This is a genomic window from Bacillus cereus, from assembly GCF_015071065.1.
Classification (GTDB): Bacteria; Bacillota; Bacilli; order Bacillales; family Bacillaceae_G; genus Bacillus_A; species Bacillus_A cereus_BA.
In genome coordinates this window covers 19,270-35,306 of record NZ_VOVA01000007.1, presented here as the reverse complement: position 1 = coordinate 35,306, position 16,037 = coordinate 19,270, and the positions used below count along the sequence as shown (strand labels likewise).

The window sequence follows — 16,037 nt, the reverse complement described above, 5'->3', positions numbered from 1 at the left end:
TTAATCCATCCATTTCACTAATTTCTTAGAAATTGATAATAAAACACAACCTAAAACGATCGCCACAGCGCCAATAACTGTGAATACTTCAGCATATCCAAGTGAAGTTGTGAAGCTTGCAAGCTGTCCGCCTAAAATATTAGCAATACCTGAGCTTGCTAACCATACGCCCATTAATAAAGAGGCTAGTTTTACTGGAGCGAGAGCACTAACCATTGATAGCCCGACAGGTGATAAGAATAGCTCACCTAACGTATGGAAAAGATACGTAAAGACGATAAATAGTAAGTTTGCTTTTTCTGTAATGTTATGTTCGTCACTACCTGTTTTTAATGTAGCGATAACAAGAACAATATAACCGATACCGAGTAAGATCATACCAAGTCCCATTTTTGTTGGGATTTTCATGTCACCATTTTTTCTAGTTGCCAGTTTCGCCCATAATGCTGAAATGGCTGGTGCAAGTAAAATAATAAATAATGGATTGACCGATTGGAACCAAGACGTTGGTACTTCCCATCCGAATACGGAGCGGTCAACGAATTTGTTTGTATATAATGTTAACGAACTACCAGCTTGTTCAAAACCGGCCCAGAAGAAGACAACGAAGCACGTTAAAATGACGATAACCGCTGTATGTTGTTTCTCTTTTTTTGTTAATGGTGTATTTCCAGCTGTTTGTTGTCCATCTGTTGTTTGTAAATCGCGAGTTGGTTTTTTACCAATATCACCAAGGAAGCGATTAGATAGTGTTGTAAATAAAATTTGTCCAATGATCATTCCGATTGAAGCGGCTAAGAAACCGTAACGGAATCCGAAATGAACAACGCCATCTACTGTTGTTTTGAATAAATTTTCTGATAAAAATCCGCAAACGAGTGGAGCTAAAAATGAACCGACGTTAATACCCATATAGAAAATTGTAAATGCACTATCACGTTTTGGATCATTTTCTTCGTATAATTCTCCAACAAGTGTAGAGATATTCGGTTTAAAGAATCCATTACCTATAATAATAAGCGCTAATCCGAGGTATAGGCCGACTTGGCTTTGCAAGGCAAATAGTGTAAGGTTACCGATTGCCATCGTTATACCACCAATTGTGATGGCTTTTCTTCTACCTAGGAAACGGTCTGTTAAGTATCCACCAATTAATGGGGTGAAATAACAGGCTCCAGTATAGAATCCGTAAATGGAGAGTGCCCATGCAGGACTAAACCCAAGACCACCGCTTACTAAGGCTGTCGTTAAATATAATGTTAATAATCCTCGTAATCCATAGTAACTAAATCTTTCCCACATTTCTGTAAAGAAGAGTAAGTATAAACCTGGAGGATGTTTCTTTTTTCTTTGTTGTTCTCTTTCTAGTTGTATCGCTGATTCCATAATATTTTCCTCCTGACACAAGCAAAAAACAAAGTTAATAGTTTTGTATGATTAATATTTTACTTTATTAACTATTATAAGTCAATAAAGGTTGATTTTTCAGAAGAAATTGGAAAAGAGATATAGATATAGAATGGGTGTTTCTTTTGTGATAGACTATGGACTATGTTTTCTTTGTAAGGAAGCGGATTGTCGCGTGTTCCCTATATGTGGAATGGATTTCATACAAGATGAAATTGAAGAAGGAGAAAGAAATGAAATTGTTACAGAAAAAAGAAATTTTGCTTATTAGTCTTATGTTATTCTCTATGTTCTTTGGGGCCGGAAATCTTATATTTCCACCTTTCCTTGGATACGAAGCAGGAGAGCATGTGTGGATTGCATTGTTAGGTTTTATTATATCAGCAACAGGGCTTCCGATATTAGGTGTTATCGCTATTGCGAAAGCAGGGAGCTTTCAAACGTTATCGGGCAGGGTTCATTCTTCATTTGCAATTATTTTTCCATGTATTGTGTACTTATTTATTGGACCTGGTCTTGGTATACCACGTGCAGGAAGTTTAGCTTTTGAAATGGGACCAGGTCAGTTGTTCCCAGAAGCGGGTAGCGTAGTCTTGTTATTATACACGGCTATTTTCTTTAGTATTGTTTACTGGTTAAGTTTATCACCGTCTAAATTAATGGGATTGTTTGGGAAGGTGTTAACGCCTTTATTATTATGTATGATTGCCATTATATTTATAAAAAGTATGTTTACATCAGTAGGCAGTGTGAAAGAGCCTGTAGGAAATTATGGACAAGCTCCTATGTTCCAAGGATTTTTAGAGGGATATTTAACGATGGATGCGTTAGCGGCTTTAATATTTGGGATTGTTATTGCAAATGCTCTGCGTGCAAAAGGTGTAGAGGATGATAAAGGTTTAGCGAAATATATGAGTATCGCTGGCATTGGAGCAGGGCTTTTATTATCTATTATTTATGTCATTCTTGGATATGTTGGCTCAATTAGTGGTTCGTTGGGCACATTTGATAACGGTGCGAAAGTGTTAGCACAAGTTATGACGACATTATTTGGACAAGGTGGGTTAGTTTTATTAGGTCTTATTTTTACTGTCGCTTGTCTATGTGTTTCAATCGGACTTGTTACGTCTTGCAGTCAATTTTTCGCAAGTGTATTTCCGAAAGTATCTTATAAAGTTTGGGCATTTATATTAAGTTTTGTTAGTATGGTTTTAGCTAATTTAGGATTAACGCAAATTTTAAAAGTATCGGTACCGATTCTTGGATTTATTTATCCAGTTGCACTAACGCTTATTATTTTAGGGTTATTCCATAAGTATATTGGGAAGTATGTATACGTATATTCGGTAACGATTGGAATCGTAGCGTTATTTAGTGCGATTGATATTTTAAACAAAAGTGTACTGATGAATAAATGGACACCACTACTAAAAATTCTTCCGTTTTATTCAGAAGGTGTAGGTTGGATTGTTCCGGCATTTGTAGGTGTCTGCCTCGGTTTAATTGTTAGTATTACTATAAATAAGAATAAATAAGTAAGAGGTGTTTTCCTATTTTGGAAAACACCTTTCTTTTTTTGGAAAAATAGTATTGAAAATGAATAGACTAAGAGTATGATAAAGGTAATTGGTAATATATAGGTTTTATAAAAGTCTATAGTGAGGGGGGAGCGTATGAAGGAGGATTTAAATAAGAAGATAGAAGCACTCGAAACAGCGATTGAAACGATTCAAGAAGCACTTTTTGAGTTGAAAGCAAAACAAAGGGAAATAGAAGTAGAAAACGCTCAGCAACATGTTGGTAAGGAAAAGAAAGAATATATTGAAACGGTAATGGGGGAAAAGCTGCAAGAGGATGTAGTTACAATAAAAGAGTCAGTACAAGAAATTGAGGTAAAACAAGTAGATATATCTTCTTTTAAACCAGAGCCATTTAATATTATAAAGTTTTGCCAAACGTGGTTACCACGTATATTTGTCGGTATTATGCTACTCGGGGTTATTTGGCTATTTAAAGCAGGGGTAGATACTGGATTATTAACACCGGCGATACGAATTGTGTTTGGCATAGCACTATCTATCGGTTTGTATTATGTAGGAGATATACAAATTAAAAGAGAGCGGCAAGCGTTAGGGTTAGTATTAGCTGGCGGAAGTATTACAGGTATTGTTTTAACGACGTTTGCGGCACATTATTTATATGAATTTATTCCTGCAAGTATCGCATTTATCTGCAACATTATATGGGTTATTTTAGGGATTTATTTAGCAAAAAGATATAGATCGGAATACCTTGCTATTTTTGTAGCGGTAGGAGCATTTTTCGTTCCGTTCTTGTTAAATAGTACGACGCCTAATACGTATATTTTCTTTAGTTATGAGACGATATTAACAATCAGTTTATTGTGGTATGCATTAAAAAACCGTTATAAGTACTTATATATGATTTCTTATGTTGTTGCTGCCATTGTCCTATTTGTCTTCTTTGCTGTTATGTCAATATTAGTAGGGAATTTGCAAGTACAGTTAACGGCTGTATACGGCGTAATTCATTTACTGTTATTTTGGCATATGTTTTCGGAGAGAAGTTTTATACAAGAAGCAAGATTGGCGCTATTTAGTGCGAATGCAGTTTTATTTATTGTAGCTATTGCAAACATACCTGAATTTACAACGTGGGGATTAGTTATAAGTGCATGCGTGCATGCTGTTATGTTCGCACTTGAATATAGGAAGAATAAACATTCTGTATTTACAAATCTTATATTCGGTTTTGCAATGGGATCATTTAGTTTAGCGATTTTATATGAGTACAGTTTAGTGAATGCAGCAATCGTGTTATTGCTACAAGGTTTCCTCGGTATGGTTACTTCTATTAAAGTAAAACAAAATATTAAATTGTATGTAAGTGCAACGATTTACGCGATTGGAATGATACAGACGATTTTTAGCCCGTTTGATCAGTTCATTTCAGCAGGATTTGTCGCTCATATTATTTTAATAGGAACGTTCTATTATTGCATGATACAAGCGAAAGAAGTGTTAGCGAGTTTTGGTAAATATGTTTATTCTATGGCGCTCTACTGGTTAATGGTCATTGTATTTATTACAATTACTAGAATCGGTGAAGTTCTTTCTACAGATGGAAGTATAATTAGCGTATCTGTATCGTTACTATGGATGGTATATGCGTTATTTGCAGTTTGGTTTGGCCGGAATAGACAGATGAATGAAATATTATATGCTGGTCTAGTCGTATTAGTAGTAACAGTAGGGAAGTTATTCCTTCTCGACTTACCAGAGGTGTCTATGATGATCAGAGCGGTGTTATTCTTAATCGTTGGTAGTATAGGTATTGTTATTTCAAGAATGTTTTTCTCGAAAGAAGAGAAGTGAAAAAAGGCAATCCACATTTGGATTGCCTTTTCTTTACTTCTTACCAATCGTTACAGTCTCATTATATTTCGCTGTTGTATTTTGACGCAGACGAAGCGTTGCTTGTCCAGTTGTATTTGAATCCAATTGTACACTCACAATTTTTTCAGCAGAACCTAAGATGTTTGTTGTGAAAGAGAATGTACTACTATATCCGAAAGCAGATGGCCAAGTGCCATTGGTATTTTGAACTTTTGCCACTTGTGTTCCGCCAGTTGTGAAGATACCTAAAGAGTAATTATTGTACGTTGTATTTGGTAATAAGTTATTTACTTGAATCTTTATTTGGAACACTTCATTGTTTGGTAGAATACTAGGATGTGTAATTACGTAATCACTTGCTGTCACTGCACCGTTATAGCCGTATGAACCCGGTTTAAAAGTATTTGTATTGAACCATTGATAACCTGCATTGGGCGCACTCCAAGGTTCTGGTTGTGGTTCTGTTGATAAGTTTGGTTGTTCAAATGTTTGTAGAGTTGTAGGTGAATCAAGCTGTAAACCATTAACTTGATCTAAGCTAGTAAATGTCTCTTGTTTAGCCAACCAATTTACGATATTTTCTAGTAAAACAGCATCGTTTTCTTCTTTGTATCCATCATATGTTTTCTTTGATTGACCGGAATCTTCACGAACGTATTTTGGAGATGCGTCTTCAACGGGAGAAGAATCACCAATAAAGGCTGCTTTTCCAAGACCAACTTTCGCAATAGCAGCGTAAGGTCCTTCTGCAACACCACCGCCGTTATAAACACCGCTATCAACAGCGTTATTCCATTTTGAAGGATTTTCTGGAAGGTAAACAAGACCTTTCGCTAGTTTTGGATTTGTAATCGCAAGAGTAGAACCGGCATGCATTGCTACAGATGAAACGCCTTCTGTAATTCCGAATGATTGCGCGGGTGAGACAATATTTTTAGCTGAAACATCACCAAGTGCATTGTAACGGAAGCGAATACCGAAATTATCGGATAGCCAATCAGAGCTTTCTACTCCTTGCATAGCTTGTGAAGTTGTTTCTTCATTAGACATTCCCTTTGCTGGATTATCCCATGCCCCGCGTCTATATCCATTGAACACTTCTGAGGAGTCCCAGCGGTTTTTATTACGATCTGCATTATAATGATCGGCAATGAAGAAAATACTACCGCCATTTTGTACGTATTGTAACATTGCATCTTGCTCAGATTTTTTATAAGGAATATTTGCTTCTGGAACGATAAATACATTGTAAGCTTTTAAATCGTCGTATGTAATAGGTGTTGATTTACGAAGTTCCTTTACATGATATCCGTTTTGGGCAATGCCGTTTCCAAAATCAGAAAATCCTCCGTCAATAACCCAGTCAGCTGTCCCAGCCGTTTGACCGTGTGTATTATCGAATAATACTTTCTTCCCATTATTTTGATTTACAACTTTTGCAGCAATTTCAGGAGCTGGGTCTACGGAGCTTTCGGCATAAGTAGACGGAATGTACGAACTTCCTATACTAAGTGTAATTGCTGCTGCTAAAGAAAATGTAATCCATTTTTTATTCTTCATAGAAGAATCCCCCTAATAATAAATATATGTGCTTTAATAATGTAATCTATTTTTTTTAGGAAAGAAAGATAGAAAATATTAAATAGTGTAAAGATAACGTTAATTTAATTGAAAAATATTTATGCGAATAATGAAAAAATCTCTTCCTAGTAAATAGGAAGAGATCATGAACTTAACTAATTTTTGAATTAGGCGTTTCATCAATCTTATGAAACCCTTTCATGTAATACACGATAGCTAAACCAATAAGCCAAATTGGGCCGACAATCAATGCAATTCGTGTATCTTCTGAATACGCCATTATACCTAGTACAAGGACAAGGAATCCAAGTGAGAAGTATGAGCTTAACGGGTGTAGTGGCATTTTATATGTTAACTTTTGTTTGTTTTGCATAGGCAAACTTTTACGGAATTTAATTTGAGCGACTAATATAATACCCCAAGTCCAAATTGCACCGAAAGTTGAAATACTAGTTAACCAAGTAAATACTTTTGCAGGAACGAGATAGTTTAACATAACGCCAACGAGTAAAACAATCGTAGTTGCTATAATCCCTTGACTCGGAATGCCATTTTTATTTAAACGACCGAATCGTTCCGGTGCTTTCTTTTGCTGTGCTAATGTAAATAACATACGGCCTGTACTAAACAAACCACCATTACAAGAAGAAAGAGCAGCTGTTAAAACAACAAAGTTAATAATACCTGCTGCCTTTGCAATACCGATTTGCTGGAACGTTAGTACGAAGGGACTTCCTTTCTCACCAAATTCGTTCCATGGATAAATTGCCATCATAACGAATAGAGCTCCAACGTAGAATAATAAAATTCTCCAAAATACGTTATCAATTGCTTTTGCAAGTGTCTTCTTTGGATTTTGAGCTTCACCAGCTGTAACCCCGATAAGTTCGACTCCTAAATAAGCGAATAATACCATTTGTAAGGAAAGCAGTAATCCAGAGAAGCCATTTGGGAACCAGCCTCCATGCTCCCAAAGATTTGAAATGCCAGTTGCAACGCCTCCGTTTCCAAATCCGAATAAAATAATCCCAGCACCGACTACTATCATACAGATAATTGTGACAATTTTGATGAGAGCAAACCAAAACTCAAGTTCTCCAAATACTTTTACAGATAAGAAGTTGAAAGCACTCATTAATAAAAGAGCTAGTAATGCCCAAATCCAGCGCGGGATATCTGGGAACCAGTACTGCATGTAAATTCCTGCCGCTGTAATTTCCGCCATACAAGTAACAACCCATAAAAACCAATAATTCCAGCCTGTAATATACCCAGCTAGTGGGCTGATGTAATCATTTGCATATTTACTAAAAGAGCCAGCAACTGGTTGTTCAATTGCCATTTCTCCGAGCGCACGCATAATGAAAAAAATAACGAGTCCGGCAATCATATAGCCTAATAAAATGGAAGGACCAGCTAGTTTAATAGCGGAGGCAGATCCTAAAAATAATCCAACGCCAATAGCTGAACCGAGAGACATTAAGGTAATATGTCGCTGTTTTAAACCACGGTTTAAAGTTTCAGATTTGTTTGTTTGCTGCATAAGAAGAATACCCCCTGTAGAGTGAACAATATTTGAATGTATTCACTAAATATTTAACTATTTCAAATTATAAAACATTTCTATCTGTTATGCTACAAAAATAATCATAATACACTGTACTATATCTGCGCTTGTCAGACTTAAACTTAAAATTCTAACTATTAGAGAATATATTGACTCTTCTTTTTATTGATTGTTAAGATTAAGTATTACATTTTCTCACATACTAATAAGAAAAGAATGTGTGATAATAATTCAGGTGTAGGAAGGGTACATAAGTATGTTTCAATTACAAAAGTATAACACTTCTGTGAAGCAAGAAATTTTAGCTGGCATCACAACTTTTTTTACATTTGCGTATATTCTTGTCATCAATCCGAAAATATTATCTGATGCAGGTGTACCATTTGATCAAGCTTTTACGGCGACTATTATTGCGACAGTTGTTGGAACGCTATGTATGGCGTTTTTAGCTAACTATCCAATTGTTATTGCTCCAGCTATGGGAATGAATGCATATTTTGCTTACTCTGTTGTTCAACAGGCAGAGGGGATTACATATGTCATTGCGTTTTCAGCAGTATTTGTAACAGGTATTATTTTTCTTTTATTATCTTTCACCTCGTTTAGGCAAAAGCTAATTGTCGCAATTCCTGACAGTTTAAAACATGCAATTGCAGGTGGAATCGGATTATTTATTGCTTTTATCGGATTGCGACTTTCGGGTATTATCGTTGATCATCCATCTAACTTAGTTACAATTGGAGACTTTCATTCACCGGCTGTTATTTTAACAATAGTTGGTTTAGTGTTAGCGGCGGTATTAATGGTATTACGTGTTAGTGGTGCGTTGTTTATTAGTATGATTGTGACAGGGATTATTGCTTTCTTTACAGGGCAATTAAGGTTTGAAAATAGCATTGTCGCAATGCCACATTTACCAGAAGGAATTATTGTTTCAAACCCTATCAATGCATTTTCAGATGTAATTCAATACGGTTTATATGGAGTTATTTTTTCATTCTTACTTGTACTTTTATTTGATACAACAGGTGCGTTACTTGGTTTAATTAAACAAGCAGGTTTAAATACAGATAACACTGAAAAGCGCTTTGGCAAGGCGTTCATTGCAGATGCAATTGGCGGGACGACAGGTTCTATCTTTGGGACAAGCCCGACAGCAGCGACAATTGAATCTTCAGCTGGAATTGCGGCAGGTGGTAAAACTGGATTGACAGGTATTGTAGTCGTTTGTTTAACGATTATAACGGCATTCTTTAGCCCTGTTATTGCCTCTTTATCAAGTGTAGCAGCTATTACAGCTCCTTCTTTAATTATAGTAGGTAGCTTAATGGCACAAAGCATTCGTGATATTAATTGGAATGAATTTGAAGATGCATTACCGGCATTTTTAATTTTCGTTGGTATTCCGTTAACATCTAGTATTGCGAATGGAATTGCAATCGGATTTTTAGTGTATCCAATTTTAAAAATCGTGAAGGGGAAAGGAATGGAAGTACATCCGTTACTATACTTATTTACAATTTTATTTGGATGTCATTTATTCTTATAATATAGATATAGGAGAGGGGGCTTCTTATGAGAGGCTCCTTTTTTGTGTATAATAAAGTGAAACTATAATCAGTGGGGGTTAATGCGGGATAAGGTGAAAATGAAATTAGTTACGCAAAATATAAATTACTTAATGGAATATATATGTTACTATAAAGATAGAGGAGGAACATGAATGGCTGTAAGTAAAATAAAAGTCGCGCGTGTTCAGTTAGATTTAACACAGCAACAATTAGCAGAAAAAGTAGGCGTTACAAGGCAAACGATTAGTTTAATTGAGAAGGGGAAATACAATCCGTCTTTAGATTTATGTTTAAAAATTTGTTATGCGGTAGATAAAACATTGAATGATTTGTTTTGGGAGGAAAAGGAGTGATAGGGTGAAAATTGTGAAAGATGAACGTTTAATGATTGAGGGATTAAAACATATTAGACTAGCTTTCATCTTACAAAATATCGTCATACTAGGTGTTGTTTTTTACCGTTACGTCTTGCAAGGGGCAGGTTATGAAAGTGTTTCGGATTTATTAATGATATTTATGGGTGGGATAATAGTTATTAACTTTTTAAACTTAAAAAATTCGGTGGAAGTGTATGAGCATACAGGGGGAGTATCTCGTAGTTATTTCATGAAATTATTATTCATTCCAGTAGGTATTGTTATTGGGATTTTAGCTATTTGTATCATTGTAACACCAGATATTTCGATAAAAGAAATGAGTATAACAGCACTTATCATGTTTGCTTGTTTTTTAGTTCCTAGTTTGTTTATATACATATATATGAAAAAGATAAAAAGTGAAGATTGAAATATAAAAAAGCTTTCCCGTATTGGGGAAAGCTTTTCTTATATCTTTTTATACAGAACTTTATGAAGACCAATCGGTTCAATTTCAAAGATTTCACCATGTTCATGAAAGCCTAAGCGCTTGTAATAGTCAGTTACAGTAATTCGGCCATTACACCATAGAATGTTTGCGTTACGCACTTGCAAGATTTGTTCCGCTTTCTGAATTAAGGAGCTTCCAGCGTGCTGATTTCGGAAGTTAGGTAATGTTGCCATTCCTCGTAGTCGATAATGAATACCAGTTTGTAAGTCTGGATATATTTCTTTTGAGAAGGAAGCGATGCTAATAAGTTCATCGTTTATAAATGCACCTAAGTGGAAGGTGTCTGTTTCGTAGTCGGAAGGGTATTTACAGTCTTCTAAAGGTTGATTGGGACGCAAAATCGTTTGACGAAATAAATATGTTTCAGACGCATCAATCTGTTTCACAGTAATCATATTATCATCCTTTCTTATAAGCCTTTTTCTATAAGTTGTAAGAAGAAATATGCGGGTGCAACGAGAAGTCCTAGTATGCTAGCGGTTCCGAGAAGGAGTGAAAGTAAGAGACAAAAGTACTTAATTCCATTCGATTTTTTCCATCCGTAGCTACAAATTTCAATGCTAATACCGATGAGAATAATGGCGACGAGTACTTCTGCTAATAATAAGAGAGCTAAAGTTGAAATAGACATAATGTTATTCATCCTCATAATATGTGATAGTAACATTTTACCATATGAAAATGAAAAAATGCCCCTCATTTATGTGAGGGGCATTTTCTATTCTAATATGTTTTTCATTGTATCAATATGTTCTTTTGAACCCGTTACAAGTAAAGTATCGCCATGCTGTAACTTCGTATCACCATGTGGGATTAATGCTTTATTACCACGGTAAATTTGAATGACAAGTACATCACCTAAAAACGGAAGGCGACGAAGTGCTAAACCGTTATATTTATTACTTCGTAGTTCAACCTCACGTACTGTTTCATTTGCTGTTGTAATTAAGCGAACGAGACTTGGCTTATCAATAAGTGCACGTAATAAAATACGTGTAGAGTTAATAGTCGAGAATACAGCGATATGTTCTTGAGTCGCTTTTTCTTGTAGAAGGGGATCTTCTACACTTGCGATGACGTGTTCAACACCTAATTCTTTTGCATGTTCTGCTAATAATAAGTTTTGTTCATCATCACTTGTCGCAACAACAACACGGTCTGCTTCGAACGCTGTTTGTTCAGTTAATGATTCGATTGTGATTTCATCTAGTTTCACGATAGGGAAGTCATGAGATATTGCTTCCTCATCATTTATTTTATTTTGACGCATCATATATAATGTTACGTCGTAATCTTCACGTTTTAAATCAAGTGATAACGGAAGGGTAATTCTGCTCGCGCCAATAATAGATACTTTCGATTTTGGTGTTGCCACTTTTGGAAACATCTTTTTAAATAATATAGGTGCAAAAATACAAGTAATAACTGCACTTAAAATAAGGGATGCTGATAAACTTGGGCTAATGATGCCTAGCTTTTCACCGATTTGTGCAGCCGCAATAACTAAAGAAAGTGTAGAGGTTAATAAAATAGCACTTCCTAAGACGATATTGCGTGGATACCATTTTCGTAAGACTAATGATGGTAACAGTTTTGAAATAAAGAGTCCCACAATTAAAATTGGAATCATTAGCATGCTAGAAGGCTCTTTAAAAATAGACCATATTTCTAGATTTACACCAACCATTACGAAGAAAATAGGGATGAAGAAACCATATCCAATGGAATCAAGTTTTTCAACCATGTCTTCATTTGGTGATAGTAAGGATACAAGTACACCTGCTAAGAAGGCTCCCAAAATATTTTCTGCACCAACAGATTCAGATAATCCGACTAATATTAAGATGAGTGCAAAAACAGCTCGTGTATCAATTTGTACACTACCGGCTTTTAAGCTTTCTAGGTATGGAATATTTTTAAAGCGTCTTGCGACAAAGTAAATTACAATACCAGCAACGAATAGAAGAAGTAGAAGCCACATGCTTTGACCACTTTCGGAATTTAATCCGACGAATACAGCGAGTAAAATCATTGTAACTAAGTCTGCAATAACAGCGACTAATAAAATAATTTGCCCGATTGCTGTTTTTCCTAAGTTATTTTCTTTTAATGTTGGTACGACAACACCTAAAGAAATGGTTGAAATAATTAAAGTCATGAACATTGCATTGTCTACAAATCCTAGCCATACGAATAGTAATGATAGGGCATAAGATAAAATGAAAATAAATAAGAAGATAATGCTTGCTGCTTGGAATGTGTTTGGTTCGTTTGTCGTATTCTTTTTCCCTTTTTGCTTAAAGATCGAAAAGTCAATTTCTAAACCACTTAAGAACATTAGGAAGATAAATCCTAGTGTTGATAAGACTTGAAGCCACATATCTGGCTCAATGATGTTAAATCCACTTTTACCTACAAAGATTCCTGCGATAATTTCTGCAACAACGACAGGAAGTGCTTTTAATTTAAAGCGTTGTAACAAAAGGGGAACGAAAAACGCGATTGCGACGACAACCATAAGTGATAGAACAGAAGAATGATGTTCCATTGCGTTCTCTCCCTTCAAATAAATATAGTACCTATTTAGCCATATAATAGGTAGAAAAGCAACGGATATGGATTCGATTTCATAAAGAAAGAGTTTTCTTAACATTTGTCATAATAAGTATATTTTTCATGATTCTGTTGTTAATTCCGTAATGTGGATGTGATAGGGGAGAGAATAAAAAAAGACTGCTGAGGAATCTCAGCAGTCTTTATCATGCAAATTACATTGAGAAGAAGATCCATACAGTAAGACCAACTGTTGCAGCTGCAACGAAGAAACTGTATATCATTGTAAGAATTTGAATGCTTCCTTCTCCTTCTTTTAAGTGCATGAACATAATTAATTGTAATAACGCTTGCGCAACTGCCATGATGATGATAGTTGTTAATATTGTTGAAAGTGGCAGGCTTGTGTAAAGTGCTACGTATAACGCTAGAAACGTTAGTGCAAGCGATAAAATAAATCCGAAAACGTGTGACCATGGGAATCCGCTATGCGCATTTGTTTGATTGTTATTTTGACCCATTTACGCCACCATCCCGTTCAAGTAAACTAGTGTGTAAATAAAGACCCAAACAAGATCAAGGAAATGCCAGTATAAGCTGATAATAAATACTTTACGAGCTGTAACTGGTGTTAAACCTCGTTTTAAAATTTGGATAATAACACAAGTTGCCCAAATGATACCACCTGTTACGTGGGCACCATGCGTTCCAAGAAGAACGAAGAATCCAGATAAGAAAGCACTTGTTTGAATTGTTGCGCCTTCACCAACGTACATAACAAATTCTTCAATTTCAAAGAATAGGAAGCCTGCACCTAAAAGTAATGTAAAGATGAACCATCCAAGCATTGCTTTTTGGTTGTGCTTACGCATTTCGTGAATTGCGATACCACATGTGAAACTACTTGTTAAAAGTAGTAGTGTTTGAATTAAAAGTGTTTTAACTTCAAACAGTTGCGCTGGTGTTGGGCCATCTGCCGTACGACCAGCAAGGACTAGATAAGAGGCGAAAAGTGTTGCGAACAGCATAATTTCAGCCCCAAGAAAAATCCAGAATCCTAGGATATTCAATCTGCTTTGTTCAGATTGATATTCTAAAGGTAAGCTTTTATCTAAAGCCGCCATTTCATTTCACCTCTCATGCTATATGTTCTGTTTCTTTAATTTCATCAACGCTTACGTAGTAGCCATCATCATAATCGAATGAACGATAGATTAAGCAACCTAAAATACCAATTCCACCGATTGCTGCAATCCAGAACCAGCTAAATACTAATGCAAAACCTGCAAGTCCGAAGAATGCAGACATAATAATAGGCACACCAGAGTTACTTGGCATGTGAATTGGTTTTAATTCATCAGCTGTTGGTGTAATTGTTTCTCCGCGTTTTTTCATGAACCAGAAAGCATCAGCTTCTTTAATTTCAGGAAGTTTCGCGAAGTTATAATGTTGTACAGGAGAATGAGTTGCCCATTCAAGTGTGCGGCCATCCCATGGATCTCCAGTAACGTCACGTTCACCATGACGTGCACTCCAAATTACGTTGTAACAAAGAATTACGAATCCGATACCCATCATTACTGCGCCGACAGATGCGATTTGGTTCAACCAACCCCATCCAAGGCTTTCAGAGTAAGTGTACATACGACGAGTCATACCATCTAAACCTAGGAAGTACATTGGGAAGAAACAGATGTTAAATCCGCTCATAAAGATCCAGAATGTCCATTTACCAAGGCGTTCATTTAGCATATGACCTGTCATTTTTGGATACCAGAATGTGAATCCGGCAAGCATAGCGAATACTGTACCTGCGATTAATACGTAGTGGAAGTGAGCGACTAGGAAGTAGCTGTTATGGTATTGATAATCAGCTGCTGCCATTCCAAGCATAACACCTGTAACTCCACCAACTACGAAGTTTGGAATAAATGCCAATGACCAAAGCATTGGAACTGTAAAACGAATACGTCCTTTATACAGCGTAAACAACCAGTTAAATATTTTAACACCGGTTGGAATCGAAATCGCCATTGTCGAAATCGAGAAGAACGAGTTAACCGCTGGACCTGCACCCATTGTGAAGAAGTGATGAAGCCATACGACGAAACTTAGTAAAGAAATTGCAACCATTGAGTATACCATCGCACTGTAACCGAATAGACGTTTACGTGAGAATGTACTAATGATTTCAGAGAAAATACCGAATGCCGGTAAAATAACGATATATACTTCAGGGTGACCCCATACCCAGAATAGGTTGGCCCATAACATTGGCATACCGCCGCTCGCCATCGTAAAGAAGTGAGCATCGAATAGACGGTCAAATGTCATTAATGCAAGAGCAACTGTTAATACTGGGAAAGCGAAAATAATGATTACACATGTAATTAAAATAGACCATGTAAACATTGGCATTTTCATTAATTTCATGCCAGGTGTACGCATTTTTAAGATCGTAACTAGGAAGTTAATACCTGTCATTAACGTACCAAGACCTGAAATCTGTAAGGCGATTGCATAGAAGTTATTTCCTACACCAGGAGTAAACTCTGTACCTGCCATTGGGAAGTAAGAAGTCCATCCAGCGTCTGGTGAACCACCGATAACGAAAGCGATGTTGAATAACATTGCTCCGATAAAGAATAACCAGAAACTTAAAGCATTTAAGAATGGATATGCAACGTCACGAGCACCAATTTGTAATGGTACAACGACGTTCATTAATCCTAGAACGAATGGCATCGCCATGAAAAGAATCATAACTGTACCATGTGTTGTAAAGATTCCGTTATAGTGTTCAGCATTTAAATATGTTGTATCTGGGAATGTTAACTGGGCACGAATCATTAAACCATCCATACCACCACGGAATAACATTATAACGGCAGAGATAATATACATGGTTCCTATTTTTTTATGGTCAACAGTTGTTAACCATTCATCCCAAAGCCATCTCCATTTTTTGTACTTTGTTAGTACGAAAAGAATCGCTAATGTCACAAGAACGATAGATGCGTCAGCTCCGTAAATAATCGGGTCACCTGTGACAAAAAATTCATCAAGCTTCACTGT

At 36.1% G+C, this 16,037-nt stretch carries 14 protein-coding genes; 5 read left to right on the top strand and 9 right to left on the bottom strand.

What is annotated here, in order from left to right:
- Positions 1–1,386 (bottom strand): peptide MFS transporter, encoded by a 1,386-nt coding sequence (locus FT637_RS18135; RefSeq protein ID WP_193647489.1) that lies wholly within the window; start codon positions 1,384–1,386, stop codon positions 1–3.
- A 254-nt stretch (positions 1,387–1,640) separates the two neighbouring features.
- Between FT637_RS18135 and brnQ1 the strand changes: the two genes are divergently transcribed.
- Both brnQ1 and FT637_RS18125 read left to right on the top strand, forming a co-directional pair.
- Complete coding sequence (gene brnQ1, locus FT637_RS18130) at positions 1,641–2,942, top strand: branched-chain amino acid transport system II carrier protein BrnQ1 (RefSeq protein ID WP_227493854.1); 1,302 nt, start codon at positions 1,641–1,643, stop codon at positions 2,940–2,942.
- Between the two features lie 138 nt (positions 2,943–3,080).
- Positions 3,081–4,802, top strand: a complete 1,722-nt coding sequence (locus FT637_RS18125; RefSeq protein ID WP_193647487.1) for a DUF2339 domain-containing protein — start codon at positions 3,081–3,083, stop codon at positions 4,800–4,802.
- A 33-nt stretch (positions 4,803–4,835) separates the two neighbouring features.
- Here FT637_RS18125 and FT637_RS18120 read toward each other — a convergent pair whose 3' ends face one another.
- On the bottom strand, positions 4,836–6,383 hold the full coding sequence (locus FT637_RS18120) for a DNA-binding protein (protein WP_193647486.1): 1,548 nt from the start codon (positions 6,381–6,383) through the stop codon (positions 4,836–4,838).
- A 172-nt stretch (positions 6,384–6,555) separates the two neighbouring features.
- Positions 6,556–7,947, bottom strand: a complete 1,392-nt coding sequence (locus tag FT637_RS18115; RefSeq protein WP_193647485.1) for an amino acid permease — start codon at positions 7,945–7,947, stop codon at positions 6,556–6,558.
- Between the two features lie 280 nt (positions 7,948–8,227).
- On the opposite strand from FT637_RS18115, the gene FT637_RS18110 reads away from it, so the two are divergent.
- From FT637_RS18110 to FT637_RS18100, 3 genes are all read left to right on the top strand, one after another.
- Complete coding sequence (locus FT637_RS18110; protein WP_193647484.1) at positions 8,228–9,520, top strand: NCS2 family permease; 1,293 nt, start codon at positions 8,228–8,230, stop codon at positions 9,518–9,520.
- Positions 9,521–9,694: 174 nt separating this feature from the next.
- On the top strand, positions 9,695–9,895 hold the full coding sequence (locus FT637_RS18105) for a helix-turn-helix transcriptional regulator (RefSeq protein ID WP_000301182.1): 201 nt from the start codon (positions 9,695–9,697) through the stop codon (positions 9,893–9,895).
- A 4-nt stretch (positions 9,896–9,899) separates the two neighbouring features.
- Positions 9,900–10,328, top strand: coding sequence for a hypothetical protein (locus tag FT637_RS18100; RefSeq protein WP_193647483.1), 429 nt, complete (start codon positions 9,900–9,902; stop codon positions 10,326–10,328).
- 38 nt (positions 10,329–10,366) lie between these two features.
- Here the strand turns inward: FT637_RS18100 and FT637_RS18095 are convergent, their stop codons facing one another.
- From FT637_RS18095 to qoxB, 6 genes are all read right to left on the bottom strand, one after another.
- Positions 10,367–10,804 carry a GNAT family N-acetyltransferase gene (locus FT637_RS18095; RefSeq protein ID WP_193647482.1) on the bottom strand — a complete coding sequence of 146 codons (438 nt, stop codon included), beginning with the start codon at positions 10,802–10,804 and terminating at the stop codon, positions 10,367–10,369.
- Positions 10,805–10,818: 14 nt separating this feature from the next.
- Positions 10,819–11,109, bottom strand: coding sequence for a DUF4022 family protein (locus FT637_RS18090; protein WP_193647481.1), 291 nt, complete (start codon positions 11,107–11,109; stop codon positions 10,819–10,821).
- An 18-nt stretch (positions 11,110–11,127) separates the two neighbouring features.
- Positions 11,128–12,957: a monovalent cation:proton antiporter family protein gene (locus FT637_RS18085; protein ID WP_193647480.1), complete on the bottom strand. Its 1,830-nt coding sequence runs from the start codon at positions 12,955–12,957 to the stop codon at positions 11,128–11,130.
- 220 nt (positions 12,958–13,177) lie between these two features.
- The gene (qoxD, locus tag FT637_RS18080) at positions 13,178–13,483 is read right to left on the bottom strand and encodes a cytochrome aa3 quinol oxidase subunit IV (RefSeq protein ID WP_193647479.1); all 306 of its coding nucleotides are present in this window, start codon (positions 13,481–13,483) and stop codon (positions 13,178–13,180) included.
- On the bottom strand, positions 13,484–14,086 hold the full coding sequence (gene qoxC, locus FT637_RS18075; RefSeq protein WP_193647478.1) for a cytochrome aa3 quinol oxidase subunit III: 603 nt from the start codon (positions 14,084–14,086) through the stop codon (positions 13,484–13,486).
- 13 nt (positions 14,087–14,099) lie between these two features.
- Positions 14,100–16,034 carry a cytochrome aa3 quinol oxidase subunit I gene (gene qoxB, locus FT637_RS18070; RefSeq protein WP_193647477.1) on the bottom strand — a complete coding sequence of 645 codons (1,935 nt, stop codon included), beginning with the start codon at positions 16,032–16,034 and terminating at the stop codon, positions 14,100–14,102.
- Between the last annotated feature and the right edge of the window lie 3 nt (positions 16,035–16,037).